This is a genomic window from Microbispora rosea, assembly GCF_900156315.1.
Taxonomy (GTDB): domain Bacteria; phylum Actinomycetota; class Actinomycetes; order Streptosporangiales; family Streptosporangiaceae; genus Microbispora; species Microbispora rosea.
This window is the reverse complement of the sequence record NZ_FTNI01000011.1, coordinates 167872-192048: the sequence shown is the minus strand read 5'-3', so window position 1 is coordinate 192048 and position 24177 is coordinate 167872. Positions and strand designations below refer to the sequence as shown.

Below are 24177 nucleotides of genomic sequence, written 5' to 3'. Positions count from 1 at the left end.
ACGGCTGGTAGCGGGCGGTATCAAGACAACGATCCGTCACTCGTTCGCCTACGGGTGCCGGCCCGGGCGGAGCCCGTCTGCGCGGCGACGAGCCGGGTGTAGCGGCCGCCCAGGGCCAGCAGCTCCTCGTGGGTGCCCCGCTCCACCACCATGCCCCCCTCGACGACCAGGATCAGGTCGGCGTCCCGCACCGTGCTCAGCCGGTGCGCGATCACGACGCGGGTCTGGGTCAGACGGGACAGCCGCGCCTCGATGTCGGCCTCGGTCGCGCTGTCCAGGTTGCTGGTCGCCTCGTCCAGCAGCAGCACCTTGGGGCGAGGCAGCAGCGCGCGGGCCAGGGCGAGGCGCTGGCGCTGTCCGCCCGACAGGCCGCCACCCTCGACCAGGATCGTCTCGTAGCCCATCGGCATCGCCATGATCTCCTCGTGCAGGCCCGCGAGCCGGGCCGCCTCGGCGATCCGGTCCATGCCGGCCTCGGGGAAGTTGAGCGCGATGTTCTCCCGGATCGTCCCGGTGAACAGCGACGGCTCCTGGGTGACCACGCCGAACTGGCGGCGCAGCGATCGCGGGTTGAGCTCCGCCGCGGGAACGCCGTCGTACCGGATCTCCCCGGCCGTCGGCTGGTACAGGGCGAGCAGGAGGCGGGCGAGCGTGCTCTTGCCCGACCCCGAGGGACCGACCAGCGCGACCTTCTGCCCCGGCCGTACGACCAGTGAGACGTCGCGCAGCGTCCATGAGCCGCGCGGGTCGTGGCGGAAGCCCACCCCGCGCAGCTCGATGCCGCCGCGCAGCCGCAGCACCTCGATCCCCGTGGACGGCTCGGGCTCGGAGGCGAGGATGTCCGACAGCCGGTCGAAGTGCGCCCCGGCCTGCTGAAGGGTGCGCAGGCTGGTCATCAGCGAGCCGATCGGGGTGAGCGCGGCGGTGGCCAGGGCGTTCAGCGCGAGCAGCGTCCCGAGGCTCAGCGACCCGTCGAGCACCCGCCACGCGCCGACCCACAGCAGCCCCAGCGGTGCGAGATAGCGCACCGCCCCGAGCACCGCCTCGATGAGCCCCCGGACGAGCCCTCCCCGCACGTCGGCGTCGAGTTGCTGGGCGAACAGGTCCGACCAGCGCTGCATCGCCCGCGGCTCGGCCCCGGACGCTTTGAGCGTCTCGATGCCGCCGACCGCCTCCATCAGCCGGCCCTGCGTGACGGCGAGAGCGGCCAGCTCGCGCCTGGTCAGATCGCCCACCCGGCGGGCGGTGCCGAGTAGGAGGGCGGCCTGACCCGCGGCGAGCAGCGCGAGGAAGCCGCCGAAAACCGGGTCACGGGCGAAGACGAGCAGCAGGTAGACCAGGGCGAGCGGCCCGTCGAGCAACGACGAGAGAATCTGCCCGGTCAGCGTCTCGCGCAGGGCGATGACGCTGTTCGATCGGTTCGCCAGGTCGCCCTTGCCGCGTACCGCGAAGTACCGGTACGGCAGTGCGACAAGGTGCGACACCAGGTTCCGCGTCACCTCGCCGTCGGTGCGCGAGCGGAGCGCGACGAGCAGCACCGAACGCAGGTAGCCCACCGCGAACTGGGTGACCACGGCGACCAGCACGGCCACGCCGAGGAGCGCGAGAAGCCCGGAGTCCCCGCGCGGGAGGACCCGGTCGACGACGATCTGGAACGCCGTCGCGAGCCCCAGGCCGAGCACCTGGAGCAGCACTGAGGCCGCGAGCACCTGGGCGAGCAGGCCCTTCCTGCGGAACACCAGGGTGCGCAGGAAGTCGCGCCGCCACGCCCGCGCGGCGCCGGACCGCACGCGGCGGAACCCCGGCTCCGGCTCGAACGCCAGTAGCACGCCGGTGAAGCCGGCGTCGAACTCGGCGGGCGTGAGCCGCCTGCGTCCCTGGCCGGGGTCCACGATGTCCACGTGATCGGGCGTCCACCGCTCCACCACGACGAAGTGCTGGAACTCCCAGTGGACGATCGCGGGCATGGGCACCCGCCCGAGGTCGGCCGGCTCCAGCGAGAACGCCCTGGCGTTCAGGCCGAACTCCCGCGCGGCGTGGACGATGGCCAGCGCGCTCAGGCCGTCCCTGCCCACCTGGAGGTGGTCGGTGACCTCCTGCACGGTGGTGCGGTGGCCGTGGAAGGACAGGATCACGGCCAGGCAGGCCGCGCCGCACTCGGTCGCCGAGTTCTGCAGAAAGACCGGGACCCGTTTCACCCGCCACCCCTCAGGACCGCAGCGGTGAGAACGGCCAGCCCCGAGGTGAGCACCGCGACCGCGCACCAGAGCAGGACGAGCGTCCGGTTTCCGACTTCCTTGGCAGCGGCCGGGACGGACTGTGGGGCGGCATGACGGCGCAGCGCCTCGGCGCGGAAGATCTGCCTGCTCACAGCGTGCCGGTCCGCGCCATGGTTCCCCAGAACCACTCGATCTTCGCGGCCCGGCGGCGTTCGTCGATCCACAGGTCGAAGACCCGCCGTTCGACGCGGCGGCGCGTGTCCGCGTCGAGCTCGGCGCCGGCCACGGAGATCACCTTGAGCAGGACGCCCGGGGCGGGCGAGACGACGTCGCCCGGGCGGGCGGTGCCCACCTCGGCCGCGGGCACGTCCTCGACGACCAGCCGGGCGCCGCGCGTCCGCTCCGCCAGCGTGAGGAAGCCGGCTCCGGCGTCGATCTCGGCCGCCGCCCGCCGGGCCGTCTCGGAGTCGGGGAAGGTGAGGCGGGCGACCCGGGCCGTGCCGAGCTCCTCCCGGTGCTCCTCGAAGTACGGCTCGACCCGGCCGGCCGTCACCCGCTCGCGGACGCGGGCGGCGGCCACCTCCCCCGCGACCAGCTCCTGGAGGTCCACCAGGGTGAGGGAGCGGCGGTCCATCCACTCGCGCGTCCGTTCCGCCGTGAGCAGTCCCCGGGCGCGCCGGAACGCGTCCACCGCCTCCTGGATCTCGTGGTCGGAGAGCTCGACCGGCGCCTCCGCCATCTCGGCCTGGACGAGGGCGGCGGCGACGATCCGGTCCACCAGCCGGGTCTCGTCCCACAGGAAGTCGAGCCAGGCGATCGCGTCGACCACTGTGACCCCGACGCCGTCGATCCGCAGCAGCAGCATCTCGGCCGCCCGCTGCACGCCCCGCAGGGGCCAGGGCAGGGCGCGGTCGGGGCACCAGGACAGCGACACTGTCCCCTCCCCCGGCGCTTTGATCAGAAGGTCGTAGTGGAGCGAGTCGTCGTAGTCCTCCCGCTGCCACAGCAGCCGGAAGCGCACGCCGGGATGGCGCTCCCGCAACTCCCGCAGGCGCTCCTGTGCCTCGGACGGGTCGACCCCGTCCAGGCCGCGGAGGGTTTCAAGGGCGTCCGGCACCATGCGCGGTCTCCTCTCCGACCGTGCCGTACATCAACAGATCACACAACGCCGCGCCGATCGGCAGACCCGTGGCCTTCTCGATCCAGAGCCACTGGCCGCTGGGGTTGACTTCGAGGAAGACGTAACGCCCGTCGGGGGTCAGGATGAGATCGATCGCCCCGTAGCGCAGGCCGAGCCGCCGCACGATCCGCACGCAGCGTTCGGCCACCTCCGGCGGCAGCGCGTGCACCTCGTGGCGGGTGCTGCCCGGGTCGTAGCGGCGCCAGTCGAGCCTCGTGTGGTTGCTCTCCTGTGAGTGGATCTCCGCCGCGAAGACGGCCCGCCCCACGACGGTCACCCGCAGTTCGACCCGCTTGGGCACGTACTCCTGGATGACGACCGGGCCGAACCTGATCGCGTCCGCGTACGCTGCGTCCCGGGTGGACACCGGCTCCGACATCCGGGCCACCCCATCCCCGTCGGCGCGCAGGCTCGTGGGGACGCCCAGGGGCTTGGTGATGATGCGCCCCTGGTGCCGGTTGTAGAAGTCCAGGAACTCGTCGGGGTCGTTGGTGATCAGCGTGTCCGGCAGCTCGAATCCGAGACGACCGGCCAGGGCCAGCTGTGACGACTTGCGCTGGGCCAGTCTCACGCGTTCCCTGGGCGCGGGGACCATGCGGCAGTCGAGCTGCTCCCACAGGTCCCCGGCGAACACCGCGCACTCCTGCTCGATGTGGGCCCGTGCCACCGGGTCGGCGATCTCGGGATGCGCGACGGGGGCCTGGGGACGGCGGAACCACACCGCCGTCAGACGGTCGAGGTCGACGTCCGCCGTCTCCGTGCGCAGCCGCCGCCGCACCCGCCCGTCGCGGTGGTAGGCCGCGTCGAGCACCGCGCGGACCGGATAGCCGGCCGGGTCGAAGACGACCGCTTTCGCCCCCCGCGCGGCCAGCAGACGGGCCACGTGCTCCGCATGGGAGTCACCGTCGATCGTGAGGATGAGTATCTCGCCGGACATCTCTCGTTCTTCCTGGTCTGGCTTCCTGACGGGGCGCGGGGCGCCGGGAGGGCGCCCCGCGTTGTCACTCGGAAGCGGTCGCTCAGAAGTCGGGGTCCTGGGCGTCGATGCTGCCGTCCGGGCTGATGACGTGGCTCGACCAGTCGAACCTCTGGCCGCCGTTGACGAGACGGAGGTCTCCCTCGTCGAGCTCCGGCCCGGCCGCCGCGATATCGTCGATTCTGATCTTGGGCATTGTGATCCCTCCCGCCGTCCGGGGACGGCGCGGTTCCTGATGTGCAGGCACCCGGTCGGGCACCGGACACAGACGCTAGGAGGGCCCTCTTGGTGTCCACTTCGGACGATCTAGGGATCGGCTGAACGGCCGCTTAAGGTCAGGGGGCGCTCAGCCCGCGACGACGTCGCCCCAGACCCTACGTGCCGCTCTCCCGGTCGTTCCGGGCAGGAGCCACGGGGTTGAACCCGGTGTCGACCAAGCCGAACCGGTGGGCCATCACCGCCGCCTGGGTGCGGTTGCGCAGCCCCAGCTTGTCGATGAGCGCGGCGACGTGACTCTTGACGGTCGTGACCCCCACGTGCAGGCGATCGGCGATCTCGGCGTTGGACAGGCCGACCCCGACCAGGGCGAGCACCTGCGCCTCGCGCTCGGTGAGGCCCGGCGGGAGCGGCATCGCCTGCCGCTCGGCCGCCAGGGCCCGTTCGACGACGCGCCGCAGCACCGACGGCGCGAGCGGGGGCTCCCCCGTCGCGGCCCGCCGTACGGACTCGACCATCCGGGCGGGCGGGTCGTCCTTCACCAGGAACCCGAGCGCTCCCGCGCCCAGCGCGGCGTAGAGGTTCTCGTCCTCGGAGAACGTGGTGAGCACGACGATCCGGGCGGACGGCTGGGCGGCGAGGATCCTGCGGGTGGCCTCCAGGCCGTCGACGCGTGGCATCCGCAGGTCCATCAGCACCACGTCGGGGCGGTGCCGCTCGGCCAGCCGTACGGCCTCGGCCCCGTCGGCGGCCTCGCCGCACACCTCCATGTCGCCGGCCGCCTCCAGCATCATCCGCACGCCCGCCCGCACCAGGGCCTGGTCGTCGGCGACCACGACGCGGATCACGCGAACCTCCCGGACACGCGGCACTCCGGCCGGTTCTCCCGTGGCACCGGCAGCGAGGCGGTCAGCCGCCAGCCGCCGCCCTCGGCCGGGCCCGCGGTGACGTGCCCGCCGAAGGCGCGGGCCCGCTCCCGCATGCCCGCGATGCCCTGGCCGTGGGACGGCAGCACGTCCGGGGCGCGGGACGTGCCGGGGCCGTTGCGCACCTCCACCGTGAGCGCGTCCGGGCGCATCGCCACGTCGACCTCCGCCCGGGCTCCCGGCCCGGCGTGCTTGAGCACGTTCGTCAGCCCCTCCTGGACGATCCTCGCCGCCGAGGCCCGCACCACCAGCGGGGCCCGTTCCGCCTCGGGCGCGAGACGCAGATCCACCCGCAGACCGGCCGCCGACATCCGGGACACGGCGTCGCGCAGCACGTCACCGGGGTCGGCCAGCATGTTCGCGAGCTTGAGATCGGACCCCAGCGCCTCGTCCGGGTCGCGCAGCACGGCCAGCAGGCCGCGCAGGTCCTCCAGCACGCGATGGCCGGTGTCCCTGATGTCGGCCAGCGCCTCGGCGGCCGGGCCGCCGGCCCCCGCGTACTGCGCGGCGCTCGCGCGCAGCACCATCGCCCCCACGTGGTGGGCGACGATGTCGTGGACGTCGCGGGCGATCCGCTCCCGCTCGGCGAGCCGGCCGGCTCTGTCGCGCTCCGCGGCCAGTTCGGCGGCGTGCCTGGCCTGGGCCTGCCGCACGCCGACGTACCGGCCGATCGCCACGGGCGCGGTGATCATCGTCATCAGCGCCACCGCCCGGAACGGGGTGACGTCGGCGGGGTCGTCCACGACCACGATCGCGGCGACCGAGCAGGTCAGGGCGTAGGCCGCGGCGACCCACGGCCAGGTGGCGCGGGTCGCGAACACACCGAGGGCCACCAGGGCGAGCAGTTGGAGGCTGCTGCCGGTCCTCGGCACGTACTGGTCGGCCACGACCAGCGCGACGCTCTCCAGCAGCAGGACCGCGCCGGGCAGGTGCCGCACGACGCCCAGCGCGAGCCCCGCGAACATCACCCCGAGCGCGACCGCCCACACGGGCGGCTCGCCGCCGTGCCAGTAGGGCCAGGTGGTCAGCACCGACAGCGCCACCCCGCCGCCCGCGAGCAGCAGGTCGAGCAGCGGCGCGGGGTCCTCCTTACGGCGCCCCTCCTGACCGCGCAGGTAGCGGCCGATCAGCACGGGGGCCGCGATCAGCCCGACGGAGTAGAACCAGGTGTTGCTCGTCAGCGCGACGCCCGGGTCGGCGAGGTTCACGGCGGTCGCGGCGGAGGCGAGCACGGCCGCGGGCGCCGTCCAGCGCCAGCCGCGCGACCGGGCCAGCACGCCCACCGAGATCGGCAGCAGGACCTGCAGGGTGTTGACGGTGAACGCGCCGAGTTGGTCGCAGATCACCAGCAGCACGGACAGGTAGACGGTCACCGGCCCCGGCCACCGGCGCAGCAGGCCCATCGGCAGTCCGGCCAGCAGGGCGAAGCCCATCCCCACCCAGGGCGGGGCCGAGCCGCCCTCGTCGCCTGAGAAACCCCAGGAGCCGGCGCTGACGAGCACGTCGAGCCCGGTCCCGCCCACCGCCAGGCCGATGTCGAGGGCCGTGCCGCGCGAGAGCGCGAAGGGACGGTCAGTGAGGGGACGGTCAGTGAGAGGCAGGTCGGTCAGGGGCCGGACCGTGAGGGGACGCTGAGCGACGAGCCGGCGCGTCGAGGGCCACCGCATGAGGGAACGTTACCGTCCGCTTGCGCGGGAGCCCGTCCTCCGGTGGGAGGAGGCGTCTCCTCCTTCTGGCCGCTCCCGCCCGCCGATGGGCCGTACGCGGTGATCCACCCGGCCGCCAAGTCGGTCCGGACGGCGGGCGGCCGGGGCGGTCGCGGGGCCCTAGCGTCGCAGCATGGCGAACGAAACAGCGGTCTTCTTCGGGCAGTTCCTGCGCTCCCCCGCCGTGACCGGGGCGGTCGCGCCCAGCTCGCGGCGGTTGTCCGAGGCGGTGTGCGTGCCGGTGCCGGAGCGCGGCGACCCCGTCGTGGTCGAGCTGGGGCCGGGCACCGGCCCCTTCACCGCCGAGATCCAGCGCCGCATCGGCGGGCGGGGGCGGCACCTGGCGGTCGAGATCAATTCGCGCCTGGCCGGTCACCTCGGCGCCCGCTACCCCGGGGTGGAGCTCGTGGTGGACAACGCGGCGCGGCTGCCCGAGCTGCTCGCCGCCCGCGGCGTGGCCGCCGCCGACGTGATCGTGAGCGGGCTGCCCTGGGCGGCGTTTCCCCCCGCCCACCAGGCGGACCTGCTGCGGGCCGTGGTCGCCTCGCTCGCGCCGGGGGGCGCGTTCACGACGTTCTCCTACGTCCACGCCCGCGCCCTGCCCGCGGCCCTGCGGTTCCGCCGCAGGATGGGCGAGGCGTTCGAGGAGGTCGTGGCCGGGCGCACGGTGTGGCGGAACCTGCCGCCCGCCTTCGTCTACCACGCGCGCCGCCCCCGGCGATGATCTCGCAGCTCGCCGAATGACGTTCTAGAGTGGCGGGCATGGACTTCACGCTGCCGGAGAGCGCGCAGGCGGTGCGCCGGGGCATCGCGGACATCTGCTCGCGGTACGACATGGACTACTGGCAGCGTTGCGAGGCCGAGAAGCGCTGGCCGGAAGAGGTGTGGGCCGAGCTCGCCAAGGGCGGCTGGCTCGGCCTGGCCGTGCCCGAGGAGTACGGCGGAGCCGGCCAGGGCCTGCTGGAGCTGGCCGTCGCCACCGAGACCCTGTCGGCCTCGGGATCCGCCGGCGGTTCCGCGTTCATGTACGTGCTGACGCCGGGGTTCGGGGCGCTCACGCTGGCCAGGCACGGCTCGGCCGAGCAGAAGGCCGCGCTGCTGCCGAAGCTGGCGACGGGAGAGATCGAGACCTGCTTCGCGCTGACCGAGCCCGACGCCGGGTCCAACTCGCTGGCGATCTCGACCTTCGCCCGCAGGGAGGGCGACGACTTCGTCGTCAACGGCCAGAAGATCTGGATCACGGGGGTCCAGCGGGCCTCCTGGATGCTGCTCGTCACCCGGACGATCCCGGCGGCGCAGGCCAGGCCGCGCAGCGACGGGCTGACGGTGTTCCTGGTGAACGTGCCGGAGGCCGTCGCGGCGGGGCGGCTGTCCTATCGGCCGATCCCCAAGATGGGCGCGAACACCACGCCGTCCAACATGGTCTTCATCGACGACCTGCGGCTGCCCGCCTCCAGCGTGCTCGGCGAGGTGGACCGGGGGGCGGCCGTGCTGTGGGACGTGCTGAACCCCGAGCGGATCCTGCTCGCGTCCAGCGCCCTCGGCGGGGCCGAGGTGGCGCTGCGGGTGGGCGTGGACTACGCGAAGCAGCGGGAGGTCTTCGGCCGGCCCATCGGGGCCAACCAGGCCATCGCGTTCCCGCTGGCCCAGGTCAAGGCCAAGATCGAGCTGGCCAGGCTGATGCTGTACAAGGCGGCCTGGTCGTTCGACAACCGCCTGCCCTGCGGCACGGAGGCCAACATCGCCAAGCTGACGGCCTCGCAGGCCGCGTGGGAGGCCGCCGACGCCGCGTTCCAGACCCACGGGGGCATGGCGTACTCGCTGGAATACCCCGTCGCACGGCTGCTGGCCGACGCCAGGATCGGCCGGATCGCGCCGGTGACCGAGGAACTGCTGCTCAACTACCTGGCCACCCAGGTGCTCGGCCTGCCCAGGAGCTTCTGACCGCACACGATCGCTCCCGGCCGCTTGCGCGCCGCCGCGGCGGGGCACTTACTTGGGGCAGCGGAAGGAGTCACACATGCGCGGTGCGTACGCCAGCACGGTGATCAGCGCGGACGCCGGGGACGTCTGGGCGTTCCTGCGCGAGTTCGGCAACCTCCACGAGTGGCTGCCGGGCGTGTCCACCTGTGAGATCGAGGACGGCGCACCGCTCGCCCCGGGGGTCGTACGGCGGGTCGACGGAGCGGGCGGGGTGTTCCGCGAGCGGCTGCTCACCCTCGACGATGAGGAGCGCACGCTGACCTACGCCATCATCGAGTCCCCGCTGCCCATGCGCGACTACCACGCCACCTGCCGGGCCGCGCCGGTGACGGACTCCGGACAGACGTTCGTGGAGTGGTACGCGAGCTTCGCGGCCGACGACCCGGAGAAGATCGCCAAGATCCTTACGCGGGGCGTCTTCGTCCCCGGCCTCGAGTCGCTGCGCAAGCGGTTCGGCTGAGTCGCGTCCGACGGATCCGAGTCGCGGCTCACGGCTCCGGCCGGAAGCGGGGCGGGCGCTTCTCCCGCAGGGCCAGCACGCCCTCGGCGGCGTCGGGGCCGGTGAAGCCGAGGAACTCCATGGCCAGCGAGGCGTCGAACGACGGCCCGGCCATGCGCAGCCAGTTGTTCAGCGCGTACTTGGTCAGCCGGATCGCCTCGGCCGAACCGGCCGCCAGCCGCGTCGCGATCTCCAGCGCCCTGTCGTGGACCTGGTCGTCGTCGACGCACAGGCTCACCAGCCCCATCGCCTCCGCCTGCTCGCCGGTGACCGGCTCGCACAGCAACAGGTGATACTTGGCCTTCGCCATCCCGCACAGGAGCGGCCAGATGATCGCCGCGTGGTCGCCCGCCGCGACGCCCAGCCGCGTGTGGCCGTCGATGATGCGGGCCGTGCGCCCGGCCACCGAGATGTCGGCCAGCAGCGCGACGGCCAGCCCCGCCCCCACCGCCGGGCCCTGGATCGCCGAGACGACCGGTTTGGAGCAGTTGAGCACGTTGTAGACGATGTCGCGGGCCTCGGCGAAGACCTTCAGGCGCGTGGCGTGGTCGCGCATCATCTCCTCGATCATCGCCAGGTCGCCGCCCGCCGAGAACGCCTCACCCTCCCCGCGCACGATCACCGCCCTGACGTCGTCGTCGCGGTCCACGTCGCGCCAGATCTCGGCCAGCTCGCGGTGACCGGTGCGGTCCACGGCGTTGCGCCGGGACGGCTCGCTGATCACGACGCGCAGGACCCCGTCGCCCGCCCAGCCGACCTTCAGCTTCTCGTACTCCCTCACGACGCCGCTCCCAGTGCTCGCCTGATCCTGGCGGCCAGGAAGTCGCGGCCCTCCAGCGCCTGGTCGAAGAACCCGGGCAGACCGAGGAAACCGTGCAGCGCGCCCTCGAAACAGCGGTGCTCCACGGCGACGCCCGCCTCGGCCAGCGCCCGCGCGTAGGCCGCGCCCTCGTCGCACAGCGGATCACACTCCGCCGTGATCACCGTCGCGGGCGCCAGGCCCGACTTATCCGGCAGGTGGATCGGCGCGAGACGGGGGTCGCGGGGGTCGGCGCCACCGGCGTACTGCTCGATGAACCACCGCATCTCCGCCGCGTCGAGCCCGAACCCCTTGCCGTACGTCCGATAGCTGGGCGTGTCGGCGGCGACGTCGACGACCGGGCAGATCAGCGCCTGGTGGGCGAGGCGGAGCCCGGCGTCCCTGGCCAGCCAGGCCGCCACCGCCGCGAGGTTGCCCCCGGCGCTGTCGCCGACGACCGCCACCCTGCGGGCGTCCGCGCCGTAGAACGCCGGGCGGGCGTGCACGTCGCGGAGCACGCCGAAGGCGTCCTCGGCGGCCGCGGGGAACGGGTGCTCGGGCGCGAGGCGGTAGTCCACGGAGACGACGACCGCTCCGGTCCTGTGGGCGAGGTCGCGGCCCAGGGCGTCGTTGCGCTCGACGCTGCCGAAGACCCAGCCGCCGCCGTGGAAGTAGACCAGCGCCGGCAGCGGATGCTCACCCGGCTCCGGGCGGTAGATCCGGACCGGCACCCCGGCCGCCGTCTCGTCCCTGACCACCGGCAGATCGACCCTCGGCCCGCGCTGCTCCACCATCCCGTCCAGGGATCGCATCTTGGCGATCTGCTCGCGGGTGAGGGAGGCGAGGTCCATGCCGAGATCCGAGGGGAACAGCTTGAGATAGGCCTCCGCCTGGGGATGCAACGCCATGCCCCGCACAGTAACAGCGCCCGCCGACACGACCGCGGAAGCGGCCGCGGCGGCGCTCTCCCGGCCGCCCGCGCCGCCTTCGCCGCCTCCGCCGGCCCGGGACCGGGTCCGTACGGGTCAGGGGCGGGCGGCGTCCACCAGGGCCTCGACCAGGCGGTTGTCCGCGCCGCGTTCAGGGTGCCACTGCACGCCGACCGCGAACCGGTGCCCCTGCAACTCGACGGCCTCGACGATCTGGTCGTCCGCCCACGCCACCGCGATCAGGCCGGTGCCAAGCCTCCGGACGGCCCGGTGGTGCGCGCCGGTCACCTCCGCGCGGTCGCCCACGGCCTTGCCGACCTTGCTCGACACGCTCACGGTGACCACGTGCGCGGCCGTCTCGTGACGGTCGTGGCCGACGGCCTTCGGCAGCGAGGTGATCAGTGTGCCGCCCTGGGCGACGTTGAGCACGTGCATGCCGCGCGAGATCGCCAGCAGCGGCACGTCCGCCTCCACCGCCGCCTGCGCCAGCGCGGTCTCGAACCGGTCGCGCTGCGGCTGCGGCCCGCCGAGCCCGTCGTCGTCCGGCTCCCCCGCCGGGACCTCACCGTACAGCGCCGGATCGACCTCCACGCCCCCGGCGAGGACGACCGCGTCCAGGCGGCGCACGTAGTCGCCGGCGGAGAAGGGACTCAGCGGCGGCAGCAGGACGGGCGCGCCGCCCGCCTTCTCCACCGCGCGCGCGTACGCCTGGGGCGAGACCGCCGCCTCACGGACCCACGTACCCCAGCGCGCGGCCTCCAGATAGGTCGTGATGCCGACGATGGGACGCGCCATGGCCATCTCCTGAGGGTGTGCGAGCAGGCAGGCCCATCATGGCGCAGATCGTTTTCCTTTTTGTCAGTTTTCTCGTCAGTCACACGAGTCACAGGGAGGGCGTCACGAAAAATAACGAAGTGTTCACAGTCGGTTGCCTTGTGGGGAATCGGTTGTGACGCCCGAGAGCGAGTGAAACACTCCCCGTTGAGCGATCGGTTGAGCCGGGGCCGCCGGCGCTCGTCACCCGGAGCCGTCAGGGAGGTGGATCGACAGACCGGAGCACGTCTCCGGTCCCTAGGGTGGGACACAACTGATGCCGCTGAATCCGCGCCTCGTCAAGGAGAGCTTCTCGGTCGTCGAACCCGTCGCCGGGAAGGCCGCGGGATACTTCTACGGACGACTCTTCACGCAGTGCCCGCACCTGCGGGGCATGTTCCCGCCGGGCATGGAGGTGCAGCGCGACCGCCTGTTCAACGCGCTCACGAGGGTCGTCTGGATGCTCGACAGCCCCGAGGGGCTGGCGTCCTATCTCGCCCAGCTCGGGCGGGACCATCGCAAGTACGGCGTGTCTCCCGAGCACTACAGAGCCGTGGGAGGCGCGCTCCTCGCCACGATCAGGCATTTCGCCGCCGCCATCTGGACCGACGAGATCGAGGCCGCCTGGACCGAGGCGTACGCCATGGCGGCGAAGATCATGATCGACGCCGCCGCCGCGGAGACGACGCCCCCCTGGTGGCTGGCGGAGGTGATCGACCACGAACCGCGCACCCGGGACATCGCGGTGCTCACGCTGCGGCCCTCGCAGCACATGGACTTCGTCCCCGGGCAGTACGTCACGGTGCAGACGGCCAGGTGGCCACGGGTCTGGCGGCGGTTCTCCATCGCCAACGCGCCCCGCGCGGACGGCACGCTCCGCCTGCACGTGCGCGCCGTGCCGGGCGGCTGGGTGAGCACGGCGCTGGTCCGCCACACCCGCATCGGCGACCAGCTCCTGCTCGGCCCGCCGGTGGGCACGATGACGCCGCCCGAGTCCGACCGCGACCTCCTCTGCGTCGCCGGCGGCACCGGTCTCGCGCCGCTCAAGGCCGTCATCGAGCACGTCATCGCCTCCGGTGAGCGCCCGAACATCCACCTGCTGTTCGGCGTGCGGCGCGCGTGCGACCTGTACGACATGCCGGACCTGGCGAGAATGGAGGCCGCCTTCCCCTGGCTGCGGGTCGTGCCGACGGTCTCCGACGACCCTGGCTACGACGGGATACGCGGCCGGCTTCCCGACGTGGTCGAGAGGTTCCACTCCTGGGCCGACCACGAGGCGTACGTCTGCGGGCCGGCGGCGATGGTGAACGAGACCGTACGGCGCCTGCAGATCTCGGGGGTGCCGCTCGCGCGGATCCACCGCGACCCGATACAGACCGACACCACAGAGAGCGGCACCACACGCGGCGGCACCACCCTGAGCGGCACAAGCGACACGCTGCACGGGGACGCGCTGCACGGGGACACCGTGCACAGGGACACCGAGCACGGCGACAGGCTGCACGGCGACGCGATCCGAAGCGAGGCTTGACGGGAACGGCGGGCGGGGTGGACGGTTTCCTGGCAGGATTCGAATCGAAAACATAATCGAAATCAGCACAGGGAGGACATATGCCCGCACTGCTCGCGATCGGTACTCGCAAAGGATTGTTCCTCGCACGCTCCTCGGACGGCGGCTCGTTCGAGGTCGAGCCGGTACGGTTCTCCACCATCGGGATCCACTCGGTCGCGATCGACACCCGCGGCGGCACACCCCGCATCCTCGCCGGCATCGAGTACGGCCACTTCGGCCCGTCGGTGATGTGGTCCGACGACCTCGGCGAGACCTGGGAGGAGGCGACGACCCCTCCGGTCGCCTTCCCCGAGCGCACCGGGGCCGCACTGGCCCGGGTGTGGCAGCTCCAGCCGTCGCCGTCCGAGCCGGACGTGGTCTGGGCGGGCGCCGAGCCCGCAGCGCTGTTCCGGTCGGAGGACCGCGGGGCCACCTACACCATGGTCGACGGCCTGTGGGACCACCCCACCCGGCCCCAATGGCAGCCGGGCGGCGGCGGCCTGTGCCTGCACACCGTGATCCCCCACCCCACCGACCCGCGGCGCATCGGGGTCGCCGCCTCCGCCGTGGGGTTCTTCCGCAGCGACGACGCGGGGGCCACCTGGCGGCCGTCCAACAAGAACATCCGAGCGCCCTTCCTCCCGGAGGGCGCGCAGTATCCCGAGTTCGGCCAGTGCGTGCACAAGGTCGTCCAGCATCCCGCGGCGCCCGAGCGGCTCTACCTGCAGCACCACTTCGGGGTCTACCGGTCCGACGACTTCGGCGACTCCTGGACCGATATCGGGTCCGGCCTGCCCTCCGACTTCGGGTTCCCGATCGCGGTCGACCCGGGCGACCCGGACAGGTTGTACGTCTTCCCGCTCCACGGCGACGTCGACCGGACGCCGCTCGGCCACCGCTACCAGGTGTTCCGCAGCGACGACGCCGGGGCCACCTGGCAGGGGCACTCCGCCGGGCTGCCCGAGGGCCCGGTGCACTCCTCGGTGCTCAGGGACGCGATGTCCGCCGGGCCCGCCGGGGTGTTCTTCGGCACCAGGGACGGCGAGGTGTACGGCTCGGCCGACGCGGGCGAGACCTGGTCGCTGATCGCCCGTCACCTGCCCGACGTGCTGTGCGTGCGGGCGGCCGTCCTCTGACCGCGCCGCCGCGGCCCGGCGGCGCCCTTCCGTCCGTCCTCTGACCCGACGCCGTGGCCCCGCGGCGCCCTTCCTGCCGCGGGGCGGCCGGCTCACGGCCTGGCGCTCTCCGGCGACTCAGGCCTCGGGGATCTCCGCCATCGTCAGACCCCGGCGGATAAGACCCGGGCAGCCAAGACCCCGGCGGCTCAGACCTTGCGGTAGCCGGGAACCCAGGCGCCGTCCTCGACGACGTAGTCGCCGAACAGGGCCGGCGCCTCCTCCCGCATGATCTCCCCGATGCGGTTGAAGACGAGGCGGATCTCCTCTTCGGCTCCCCCGGCCGTCCTGGCCTCGATCGTGTGCCGCAGGGTGCGCACGTTGGCCGTCCAGACCAGGCCGGTGCCGACGCCCTCCGGCGCGAAGCGGCGCATGAACGAGGTGCGGTGCTTCTTCTCCGCGAACGGCACACCCTCCTCGTCCAGACCGAAGTGGGCCGCCATCCAGTTCTGGAACTCCTCCATCCGGTCGAGCATCTCGGTCGCCCGCTTCATCAGCTCGGCGTCCTCGCGCGCCCACTCGGGGAACCAGAACGGGATGTCGTTCAGCCGGACGAACCGCAGCGACTCCTGCGAGATCGCCACCCCGGGCCGGTGCCGCACCAGCTCGTGGGTGAGCACCCGCGAGACGTTGTGCAGCACGAAGCTGAAGCTGAGGTGCTCCAGCACGCTGCCGTGCGCGCTGGCCAGGATGTTGCGCAGGTACGCGTCCTGGTCCTGGCGGATCCGGGTCACGTTGGGGTTCAGGCCCGGCTCGAACGAGCGGTAGCACAGCCGCCCGGCGAACTCCGCCAGGTTCTGGGCGTCGAGCTCGCCCCGCTCCAGCCGCTCAAGCCAGCTCTCCCCACCGATCTCGTGCAGATAGCGGGCAAGCTCGTCGTAGTCGACCGACGGTTTGGCGACGAGGAAGACCTCGGGCTCGACGCTGCGCATTCACATTCCCCGTGAAGTGGTTGCCGATGGGTGGACCGTCCAAGCAAACCAGCTCGGGACCACGATCGCGACACGGCCCCCGCCCCGGGACCCCTGGCGGAGTCCTGGCAGGGTCATGGCGGGGCCCTGGGGTCGCCGCGATGTCACGCCTCAGGTGATGTCACGGCGGACCGTGGTGGCGGTGGCGACGGCGGCGAACAGCAGGCCGTAACCGACGAGGACGGCGGCGCCCGCCCAGGCGGGCAGCCATTCCGGCCTGCCCAGGCCGGTGTCCACGTCGATGCTCATCAGCGCCTGCGCGGCCCCGCCCGGCAGCCACTTGCCCACCGAGTGCAGGGCCGGGATCCCCGTGAAGATGTTCTCGATCACATACGCCCAGACGACCGCGGCGACGATCCCGGCGATCTGGTTGCGGACGAGCGCCCCCAGCCCGATGCCGAACACCGCGTACAGCGCCAGCGTCACGAGGATGCCGAGGCTGATCTGCGGGATGCGCGAGGCGGACAGGGAGAGCTCGCCTCCGGACAGCGTCACGGCCGGGATCACCGTGACCGCCTGGAAGACCAGCACGGCCAGCGCGAACAACGCGCCCACGAGCAGCCCGGCCACCACCTTGGCGACGATCACCAGGCTCCGCCGCGGGGTGGCGAGGAAGGTGCCGGTGATCGTCTGGTAGCGGTATTCGGAGGTCATCATGACGACGCCGAGGATCATCACGAAGATCCCGCCGCTGGACCCGCTCGACCATGCGATCTCGGCCCACTCCGCGGTGTCCCGCGCGGGCAGCGCGGCGCCGTTCTGGTCCACGCCCGCGAACGCGATGAGGAAGCCGAGGCCCACCCCGACCAGCACCAGCATGACGAGCAGCATGATCCACCACAGCCTGGTGGTGAACAGCTTGCGCAGCTCCGCCCTGACGAGCCCGCTCATCGCCCCTCCGTCAGATCGAGGAAGACCTTGTGCAGCCCGGATCGCTCCTGCGCCACCTCGGTGAGCGCGACGCGGCGCTCCAGGGCGATCCGGCCGACGGCCTCCGGGTCCAGCCCGCGCACGCGCAGCAGGCCGTCCTCGACGCGTTCGACCGCGCCACCGGCCGCTTCGAGCGCGGGGACGAGGTCGGCGGCCTGGGCGGCACGCACCCGGACGGCGTCCGCGCCGTCGCTGGTGAGCTCGGCCAGGCTGCCCTGGCGCACCAGGTGGCCCTTGGCGATGATCACGACGTCGTCGACGGTCCGCTCGACCTCGGCCAGCACGTGGCTGGAGACGAGCACCGCCGCTCCCTGGTCATGGGCGAGGTGGCGCAGGAACCCGCGCAGCCACTCGATGCCCGCCGGGTCGAGGCCGTTGGCCGGTTCGTCGAGGATGTAGACCCGGGGCCGGCCGAGCAGAGCGGAGGCGAGCGCGAGCCGCTGCCGCATGCCCAGCGAGAACCCGCCCACACGCTTGCCGGCGGCGTCCGCGAGACCGACCTGCTCCAGCGCCTCGTCCGCGCGGGTGTCCGGCAGCCCGGCGGCCGTGCACAGGATGCGCAGGTGGTTGCGGGCGGTGCGGCCGGGGTGGAAGCTCGTGGCCTCGAGCACGGCGCCGACCTCGGCCGCCGGATCGGAAAGCGCGACATAACGCTCACCGTTCACGAGCGCCTCGCCCGAATCGGGCGTGACGAGGCCGAGCAGGCAGCGGAGCGTGGTCGTCTTGCCGGCTCCGTTGGGGCCGAGATATCCGGTGACGGATCCGGCCTCCACGCTGAACGAGACGCCGTCCACGGCCTTCACCGGCCCGAACGACTTCACCAGATTTCGAATCTCAATGGCAGCCATCAGGCGCGATTATTTCGCGCAATAGATCGAAAATCATCCTCATAAAGGAGGATCGTTTCGGTTAGGACAAATCTGCGAATATCAAAGGCGGTAAACGCGGCGCGCGTTCCCCGAGCCGATCATGTGCGCGATCCGGGCGGCGTCGGCCTGGCTCCATTCGCCCTCGCCGATCCGGTCGGCGAGCACGTGGGCCAGGCCGCGGCGATGGCAGAGCGCGGCCAGGAAACACAGCTCGGCGGCGCCGTGGCAGCCGGAGCCGTACATCTGTTTGTGGAACGGCGCGAGTTCGAGCAGCTCGCGCAGGACGTGGGCGGAGCCTGCGGCGGTGTGGGCGACGGCGGGCCCGGCGTCCACGTACACGTGCGGGAAGACGGCCGCCAGGTACGCCGCCTGGCGGTGGTAGGGATAGCAGTGCAGCAGGACGACCGGCACCCCGAGCGGGGCGAGGGCGCGCACGAAGCCGGTCAGCAGCGCGGGATCGGCCAGGTGGCCGACCCCGATGCCGGACAGGCCATTCCCCGACAGGCCGCCGCCCGACAGGCCCCAGCCGGACAGACCCCAGCCGGACAGACCCCAGCCGGACAGACCACAGTGGAACTGCAGCGGCAGGCCTCGCTCCCTGGCCACGTCGACCGCCGCCCAGAGCAGGTGCCGTACGAGAACGGGGTCGTCCAGGCGGGACTTGGGGTCGGCGAGCCTGCGGCCGGCCGCCGCGATCACGCTGCCGCGGGAGGGCCGGGAGGGGTCGAAGCCGAGACCGCAGCGGTGCGCCGCGACCGACTTGAGCGCGGTGGCGCGTGCCGCACGGGCCGCGAGCTCGTCCCGCAGCATCCCGGCGTAGTCGGCGGCGGGCAGCCCGGCCTCGGCGACGTCCTGCTCGACCTGCTCGAGCCGGACGATCTCGTCGGCGGCGGCCGAGCCGAGACGTCCCATCTCGGCGGGCGAGAGCAGCCCGGGGACGTCGAGCCCGGTGTCGACCAGGAAGGCCGACACCCCGGCGCCGCGCAGCAGCCGCCGGTTGACCTCGGCCGCGCCGAGTTCGGCGCGGCGCGACAGGTAGACGGTGGCCGAGGCGTGCGGCTCCAGGCCGAGAACCGGCGCGCACCAGCGGCGGATGGCGGCGCCGGCCGGGGTGTCGAAGTGCGTGGTGCCCGGAGGCGCGGGTGTGCCGCCCTCGCCGATGAGCTGCTCGAACCCCGACCTGGTGGTGTCGTCGCGGCGCACGCCGCAGCAGTGCTGGTCGACCATGGGCGCGAGCAGGGCGGCCCGCACCGCGTCGGGAAGGGGTGTGGGCAGCATGTCATGGGATCTCGGCTCCGGCACGGCAGTGGACTCTACGGCCCCCCCGCCGCGCCGGCGCCGCCCTAAACGGCCCCTTTACTCAGCCATGACGCGCGCAAAGCCGCAGGACGTTGGCGATGATCCGCGCTCCGGCGCCGCCCTGCGTGGTCAGGATCGACTCGGGGTGGAACTGCACGCCGAAGCGCAGGTTCTCGGCGTCCTCGATCGCCATGGCCGCGCCGTCCGGCGTGTACGCGGTGACTCGGAAGCCCTTGACCCCCGGTTCCTTCGCGTGCACCGAGTGGTAGCGGGCCGCGACGAACTCGCCGGGCAGCCCGTCGAGCAGCGCGCTGTCGCCCTCGCGGCGGACCCGGCCGCGCTTGCCGTGCTCCGGGTAGGGCAGCAGTTCGAGCGTGCCGCCCGCCTGCTCGACCATGGCCTGCAGGCCCAGGCACACCCCGAACACCGGGAGCCTCCGGGCGTACAGCGCCTCGATCAGCGCCGAGCAGCCGAAGTCGGACGGCCAGCCGGGGCCGGGCGACAGCACGACGAGCGTGGGCGCGATCTCGTCCAGCTTCTCCAGCGGGAACCCGTGCCGCAGCGTGACCACCGAAGCGCCCTGCTGGCGGAAGTAGTCGGCGAGCGTGTTGACGAAGGAGTCCTCGTGGTCCACGAGCAGCACGCGGTGGCCCTCGCCCGGCAGATCGGGCCGGGGCTCCGCCCGCACCTCCTCCCGTTGGCGGGCGGACGCGGCGAGCGCGCCGAGCAGGGCGCTGGCCTTGAGCTCGGTCTCCCGCTCCTCGGCCTCGGGGTCGGAGTCGTACAGCAGCGTGGCCCCGGCGCGCACGGTGGCGACGCCGTCGCGGATCTGCGCGGTGCGCAGGGTCAGGCCGGTGTTCATCGAGCCGTCGAAGCCGATGAAGCCGACCGCGCCGCCATACCAGCGCCGGGTGGTCTCCTCGTGGTCCTCGATGAACTGCATGGCCCACGTCTTGGGGGCGCCGGTGACGGTGACGGCCCACATGTGGGTGAGGAACGCGTCGAGGGCGTCGAACTCGGGGCGCAGGCGGCCCTCGATGTGGTCGACGGTGTGGATCAGCCGGGAGTACATCTCGATCTGGCGGCGGCCGATCACCCGGACGCTGCCCGGCACGCAGATCCGCGACTTGTCGTTGCGGTCGACGTCCGTGCACATGGTCAGCTCCGACTCCTCCTTCACGCTGGACAGGAGCGTGCGGATCGCCTCGGCGTCCTCGACGGGGTTGGCCCCGCGGGCGATGGTGCCGGAGATCGGGCAGGTCTCGACGCGGTCGCCGGTCACCCGGACGTACATCTCGGGCGAGGCGCCGACCAGGTGCTCGCCGTCGCCGAGGTTGAGCAGGAACTCGTACGGCGCCGGGTTCTCGGTGCGCAGCGAGCGGTAGAAGGCGGACGGGTCGGCGCAGGCGCCGTGGAAGACCTGGCCGGGGACGACCTCGAACAGGTCGCCGCGGAGGAACTTCTCCTTGGCCTTGGCGACGACCTCGGCGTAGGTCCCCCGCACCGGGTTCGGCGGGATCTCCCTGGGCGTGGTCAGGGAGATCGCCTCGCCGGTGCGCTCCAGGCCGCTGGTGGAGACGCCGTCCACGGTGAACTCGTAGCGGTGCTCCACGCTGGTCTCGCGGACCCGGTCGATCACGACGAGCCGGTCGGGCAGGTGCAGCACCAGGTCGCGCTGGTCGCCGGGGCGGGTCAGGCGATAGCGGATGGGCTCGAACTGGAAGGCCAGGTCGTAGCCGAAGGCCCCGTACAGGCCGAGGTGGGGGTCGTCGGAGCGGAAGGCCGCGATGATCTCGCGGATGGCGGTGAACACGGTGGGCCTGCGGCTGCGCATCTCCTCGGGCAGCAGGTCCTCGGACTCGGGGACGTGCACCTCGACGTAGCCGTGGCCCGGCTCGGCCACCGGCTTGCCGGCCGCCAGCAGGCAGGAGGCGACGACGGGCAGCACGACCTGTCCGCGCTCGTTGAGCGCCCGGGCGGAGATGCGCCGCCCCCGCGCCACGATCTCAAGGCAGGGATCGACGTAGCCGAACGCCCATCTGCTGTAACGGCCCGGGTAGTCCATGCCGGACGAGAAGGCCCCGCCGCGCCGCTCCCCCAGCGACGTGACGATCTCCTCCAGCGCCTCCTCGGGCACCTCGCGCACCCGGCGCTCGACCGCGATGCCGCCGGCCGTGGTATATCCGCTGATCTCCACTGTCCACGCCCCTTTTTTCGTATGCCCCGGGGCGGACACACAGAAGGCCGCCACTCATGGGGCGGCCGGTCTATTCGACGCGAATGCGAAAACGCCGCCTGTCAGCGGCGCCACCACTGGGAGGGTGCATGAGTTCGCATGCGTCAAGGGTAGCGGCGGAAAGCGCGATCATGCAACGCGGCGCGACTGGAACGGCGAACAGCGGATAGATATTCTGTTACTGGTGGGGAAACCTCACTCTCGGCGCGGGGCGATCGGCCCGATTGCCGGGGAAGGAGGAGGCATGGTCCGCGTGCCGGTGCACCGCCGCGGTCCAGCCGGGCCGGGCGGCTTCCAGGGCCACCGCGTCCGGGTCCGCCGCGACATGCCCGTGCCGATGCCGGACGGCGTGACGCTCCTGGCCGATCACTACACGCCGGTCGGGGCCGACCGGCCGCCGACGATCCTGATCCGCACGCCGTACGGCAGGGGCGGGGTGGTCGGCTGGATGTACGGCTGGACCTTCGCCCGGCACGGGTTCCAGGTGCTGCTGCAGAGCTGCCGGGGCGGCTTCGGCTCCGGCGGACGGCTCGATCCCCTGGTCCACGAGCAGGAGGACGGCCTGGCGACGGTCGAGTGGATGCGGACGCAGTCGTGGTATGGCGGGAGCTTCGCCATGCACGGGCCCTCCTACCTCGGCTACACGCAGTGGGCGATCGCAGCCGAGACCCCCGACCTGCGGGCGATGGCCGTCCAGGTGACCGCCTCGTGCTTCCGCGACGCGGCGTACGTCGGGGGGTCGTTCGCGCTGGAGTCGACGCTGATCTGGACGACGCTCACCGCGCACCTGGAGGGCCGGCTGGGCGGCGTGGCCGCGTTCGTCGCGCCCCGGCGCACGCGGCGGGCCGTGCTGTCGGGCCGCCCGCTGCACGAGCTCGACCTGCTGTCGGCGGGCAGGCCGCTGCCGTTCTTCCGCGAACTGCTGGCCCACCACGGCGAGACCCTCTGCACGTACTGGGACAAGGCGGACTTCTCCGCGTCCGTGGGACAGGTCGGCGCGGAGATCACGATGACCGGCGGCTGGTATGACGTGTTCCTGCCCTGGCAGCTCAAGGACTACGCGGCGCTGCGGGCGGCGGGGCGGCAGCCGTACCTGACCATCGGGCCGTGGTACCACGCCGACATCCGTCACGGGCGGGCCGCCAACGCCGACGCCCTGGCCTGGTTCCGCGCCCACCTGCTGGGCGACCCGTCGGGGCTGCGTCCCTTCCCCGTCCGGCTGTACGTGACGGGCGCGGGCGAGTGGCGGGACGAGTCCGACTGGCCACCGCCCGGCATGCGGCGCGAGCGCTGGCACCTCCAGCCGGGCTTCGCCCTGTCGCGGGACAACCCGGCGGGCGGCGAGCCGGACCGCTACCGCTACGACCCCGCGCACCCCACGCCCGTGGTCGGCGGGCCTGTGCTGATCGGCAACTCCGAGCCGAGGGACAACCGGCGTCTTGAGGCCCGGCGCGACGTGCTCGTCTACAGCTCCGAGGTGCTCGGCCGGGACACCGACATGATCGGCCCGGTGAGCGCCGAACTGTTCGTGCGCACCGGCAGGGAGCACACCGACTTCGTCGTACGGGTGTGCGACGTGCACCCCGACGGCACGTCGATGAACGTCTGCGAGGGCGTGCGCCGCCTGACCCCGGCGGACCGCGGCGACGAGGCCGGCGTGCGCCGGGTGGAGGTCGACCTGTGGCCGATGGGCCACCGGTTCCGCCGCGGACACCGCATCCGGGTGCAGGTGGCCAGCGGGGCCTACCCGCGCATCGCGCGCAACCCGGGCACCGGCGCGCCGCTGACGGCGGGCACCCCGCTGGTCGCCTCCGACCAGGAGATCCTGCACGACCCCCGCCACCCCTCGGCCGTGATCCTCCCCGCGCTGTCCTGGTGACGCAGGTCGGCGTACGGCCGCCGGCGAGCCCGCCTGCCGGGACGCCGACGGCCGGCCCGGCCGTCACGGCACCGGCCCGCGGTGGCGGAGGAGGTCGGTGACGGCCTTGCCGGTCGCCGGGCCGAGTGGGCCGGTGTGCTCCAGGCCCAGGTCGCCCGCCAGGGCGGCGGTGCGCAGGCGCACGGTCGCCTCGACCAGCTCGGCGTAGGCATCGACCGCCGTACGGGCGCGGCGCCATCCCGTGCCGAAGACGGCGGCTGCGATGATCAGGCCCGGCCACCACAGCGCCCCCACCGCCGCGTAAAGCACCCCCCATCCGGCCAGGGTGGTGGCCCGGCCGAGCGTCTCGCGGGCCGCGGTGATCTCGGTACGGACGGTTTCCGGCGCGGTAAGCCACAGGTACGGCCAGACCGTGGCCAGGTCGAGGTCCAGCTCCCGGTCCAGCCGGATCGCGACCGCCTGCATCCGGTCGCCCATCCACGTGGGGCGCTCCGGCTCCTCCGTGCCGATGTCCCGCAGCCGCCGCCGCGCGGCGTCGAGCCTCGACAGGGACGCCGCGCGGCCCGGCGCGCCCGAGGCCGGGGCCTCCTCCAGGCGGGCGCGTGCCAGAGCGGCGGCGGCCTCCTCCCTGGCCTCGTGGTAGCCCTTCACCGCACCCGACCAGCGGGAGTGCCGACGCCGGGTGAGCCGGGCGGCGGCCTGCCGCAGCGGCGGTGGCCAGGAACCCCAGCTCTCGGCCAGCCAGACCCGTTCGACCATCGCGGCCAGGGCCTGTGCGGCCACCCCGGCGGCGGCCGACCCCAGCAGGTACGCGGCGAGGAGCACCACGACACGGCCCGTGCGGCCCGGCATGGCCCACTGGTCCAGCCGAGTCGCCATGAGATGTTCGTCGATCGGGCGCGCGTGCCCGAGCGTCACCGCGGTGATCAAGGTGGCGAGGTACAGCGCCCCGGGCAGGACGAGTAGAGTCAGCCATCGCTCGGCCAGCTTCTTCCCAAGTTCGGCCAGCAGGCCGCCCAT

The 24177-nt window shown here is 72.8% G+C and carries 22 protein-coding genes; 6 read left to right on the top strand and 16 right to left on the bottom strand.

Annotated elements, in window-relative coordinates; all coding sequences use genetic code 11:
* Nucleotides 1–20 precede the first annotated feature (20 nt).
* From BXA11_RS17915 to BXA11_RS17895, 7 genes are all read right to left on the bottom strand, one after another.
* Nucleotides 21–2198 (bottom strand): peptidase domain-containing ABC transporter, encoded by a 2178-nt coding sequence (locus BXA11_RS17915; RefSeq protein ID WP_076435877.1) that lies wholly within the window; start codon nucleotides 2196–2198, stop codon nucleotides 21–23.
* A complete protein-coding gene (locus BXA11_RS43210; protein ID WP_159454803.1) occupies nucleotides 2195–2371 on the bottom strand; it encodes a hypothetical protein in 177 nt (58 codons plus the stop codon). Before BXA11_RS43210 ends, BXA11_RS17915 begins: the two co-directional genes overlap by 4 nt.
* Nucleotides 2368–3339, bottom strand: coding sequence for a TIGR04500 family putative peptide maturation system protein (locus tag BXA11_RS17910; protein WP_076435874.1), 972 nt, complete (start codon nucleotides 3337–3339; stop codon nucleotides 2368–2370). The genes BXA11_RS43210 and BXA11_RS17910 overlap by 4 nt, the downstream gene beginning before the upstream one ends.
* Entirely contained in the window at nucleotides 3320–4336 is a 1017-nt protein-coding gene (locus tag BXA11_RS17905; protein ID WP_076435872.1) for an MvdC/MvdD family ATP grasp protein, read from the bottom strand. Before BXA11_RS17905 ends, BXA11_RS17910 begins: the two co-directional genes overlap by 20 nt.
* 82 nt (nucleotides 4337–4418) lie before the next feature.
* Nucleotides 4419–4571, bottom strand: a complete 153-nt coding sequence (locus tag BXA11_RS43205) for a hypothetical protein (RefSeq protein ID WP_156080802.1) — start codon at nucleotides 4569–4571, stop codon at nucleotides 4419–4421.
* Nucleotides 4572–4749: 178 nt separating this feature from the next.
* Nucleotides 4750–5439: a response regulator gene (locus BXA11_RS17900; RefSeq protein WP_076435870.1), complete on the bottom strand. Its 690-nt coding sequence runs from the start codon at nucleotides 5437–5439 to the stop codon at nucleotides 4750–4752.
* A complete protein-coding gene (locus BXA11_RS17895) occupies nucleotides 5436–7184 on the bottom strand; it encodes an ATP-binding protein (RefSeq protein WP_239105018.1) in 1749 nt (582 codons plus the stop codon). The genes BXA11_RS17900 and BXA11_RS17895 overlap by 4 nt, the downstream gene beginning before the upstream one ends.
* Nucleotides 7185–7356: 172 nt before the next feature.
* Between BXA11_RS17895 and BXA11_RS17890 the strand changes: the two genes are divergently transcribed.
* The 3 genes from BXA11_RS17890 to BXA11_RS17880 all read left to right on the top strand — a co-directional run bounded on the left by BXA11_RS17890 (nucleotide 7357) and on the right by BXA11_RS17880 (nucleotide 9666).
* Entirely contained in the window at nucleotides 7357–7947 is a 591-nt protein-coding gene (locus BXA11_RS17890) for a class I SAM-dependent methyltransferase (RefSeq protein ID WP_076435867.1), read from the top strand.
* Nucleotides 7948–7985: 38 nt separating this feature from the next.
* The gene (locus BXA11_RS17885; RefSeq protein ID WP_030506540.1) at nucleotides 7986–9167 is read left to right on the top strand and encodes an acyl-CoA dehydrogenase family protein; all 1182 of its coding nucleotides are present in this window, start codon (nucleotides 7986–7988) and stop codon (nucleotides 9165–9167) included.
* Between the two features lie 76 nt (nucleotides 9168–9243).
* Nucleotides 9244–9666: an SRPBCC family protein gene (locus BXA11_RS17880; protein WP_076435865.1), complete on the top strand. Its 423-nt coding sequence runs from the start codon at nucleotides 9244–9246 to the stop codon at nucleotides 9664–9666.
* Between the two features lie 28 nt (nucleotides 9667–9694).
* On the opposite strand, the gene BXA11_RS17875 is transcribed toward BXA11_RS17880, so the two are convergent.
* The 3 genes from BXA11_RS17875 to BXA11_RS17865 form a co-directional block, all read right to left on the bottom strand.
* Nucleotides 9695–10486, bottom strand: a complete 792-nt coding sequence (locus BXA11_RS17875; protein WP_076435862.1) for an enoyl-CoA hydratase/isomerase family protein — start codon at nucleotides 10484–10486, stop codon at nucleotides 9695–9697.
* Nucleotides 10483–11412 (bottom strand): alpha/beta hydrolase, encoded by a 930-nt coding sequence (locus tag BXA11_RS17870; RefSeq protein ID WP_030506543.1) that lies wholly within the window; start codon nucleotides 11410–11412, stop codon nucleotides 10483–10485. Before BXA11_RS17870 ends, BXA11_RS17875 begins: the two co-directional genes overlap by 4 nt.
* Nucleotides 11413–11529: 117 nt before the next feature.
* Nucleotides 11530–12228, bottom strand: a complete 699-nt coding sequence (locus BXA11_RS17865) for a gamma-glutamyl-gamma-aminobutyrate hydrolase family protein (protein WP_030506544.1) — start codon at nucleotides 12226–12228, stop codon at nucleotides 11530–11532.
* A gap of 295 nt (nucleotides 12229–12523) precedes the next feature.
* Between BXA11_RS17865 and BXA11_RS17860 the strand changes: the two genes are divergently transcribed.
* Entirely contained in the window at nucleotides 12524–13777 is a 1254-nt protein-coding gene (locus BXA11_RS17860; protein ID WP_083744332.1) for a globin domain-containing protein, read from the top strand.
* Between the two features lie 80 nt (nucleotides 13778–13857).
* Complete coding sequence (locus BXA11_RS17855; RefSeq protein WP_030506546.1) at nucleotides 13858–14934, top strand: WD40/YVTN/BNR-like repeat-containing protein; 1077 nt, start codon at nucleotides 13858–13860, stop codon at nucleotides 14932–14934.
* Nucleotides 14935–15122: 188 nt separating this feature from the next.
* Here BXA11_RS17855 and thyX read toward each other — a convergent pair whose 3' ends face one another.
* From thyX to BXA11_RS17830, 5 genes are all read right to left on the bottom strand, one after another.
* Nucleotides 15123–15905, bottom strand: a complete 783-nt coding sequence (gene thyX / locus BXA11_RS17850; RefSeq protein WP_030506547.1) for an FAD-dependent thymidylate synthase — start codon at nucleotides 15903–15905, stop codon at nucleotides 15123–15125.
* A gap of 150 nt (nucleotides 15906–16055) precedes the next feature.
* Nucleotides 16056–16835, bottom strand: coding sequence for an ABC transporter permease (locus BXA11_RS17845; RefSeq protein WP_030506548.1), 780 nt, complete (start codon nucleotides 16833–16835; stop codon nucleotides 16056–16058).
* The gene (locus BXA11_RS17840) at nucleotides 16832–17722 is read right to left on the bottom strand and encodes an ABC transporter ATP-binding protein (RefSeq protein WP_076435860.1); all 891 of its coding nucleotides are present in this window, start codon (nucleotides 17720–17722) and stop codon (nucleotides 16832–16834) included. Before BXA11_RS17840 ends, BXA11_RS17845 begins: the two co-directional genes overlap by 4 nt.
* Before the next feature lie 81 nt (nucleotides 17723–17803).
* Nucleotides 17804–19045 (bottom strand): amidohydrolase family protein, encoded by a 1242-nt coding sequence (locus tag BXA11_RS17835; RefSeq protein WP_239105019.1) that lies wholly within the window; start codon nucleotides 19043–19045, stop codon nucleotides 17804–17806.
* A 58-nt stretch (nucleotides 19046–19103) separates the two neighbouring features.
* Entirely contained in the window at nucleotides 19104–21239 is a 2136-nt protein-coding gene (locus tag BXA11_RS17830; RefSeq protein ID WP_076435855.1) for an anthranilate synthase component I, read from the bottom strand.
* 283 nt (nucleotides 21240–21522) lie between these two features.
* Between BXA11_RS17830 and BXA11_RS17825 the strand changes: the two genes are divergently transcribed.
* Nucleotides 21523–23157 (top strand): CocE/NonD family hydrolase, encoded by a 1635-nt coding sequence (locus BXA11_RS17825; protein ID WP_076435853.1) that lies wholly within the window; start codon nucleotides 21523–21525, stop codon nucleotides 23155–23157.
* 63 nt (nucleotides 23158–23220) lie between these two features.
* On the opposite strand, the gene BXA11_RS17820 is transcribed toward BXA11_RS17825, so the two are convergent.
* Nucleotides 23221–24177: a hypothetical protein gene (locus tag BXA11_RS17820; RefSeq protein WP_076435850.1), complete on the bottom strand. Its 957-nt coding sequence runs from the start codon at nucleotides 24175–24177 to the stop codon at nucleotides 23221–23223.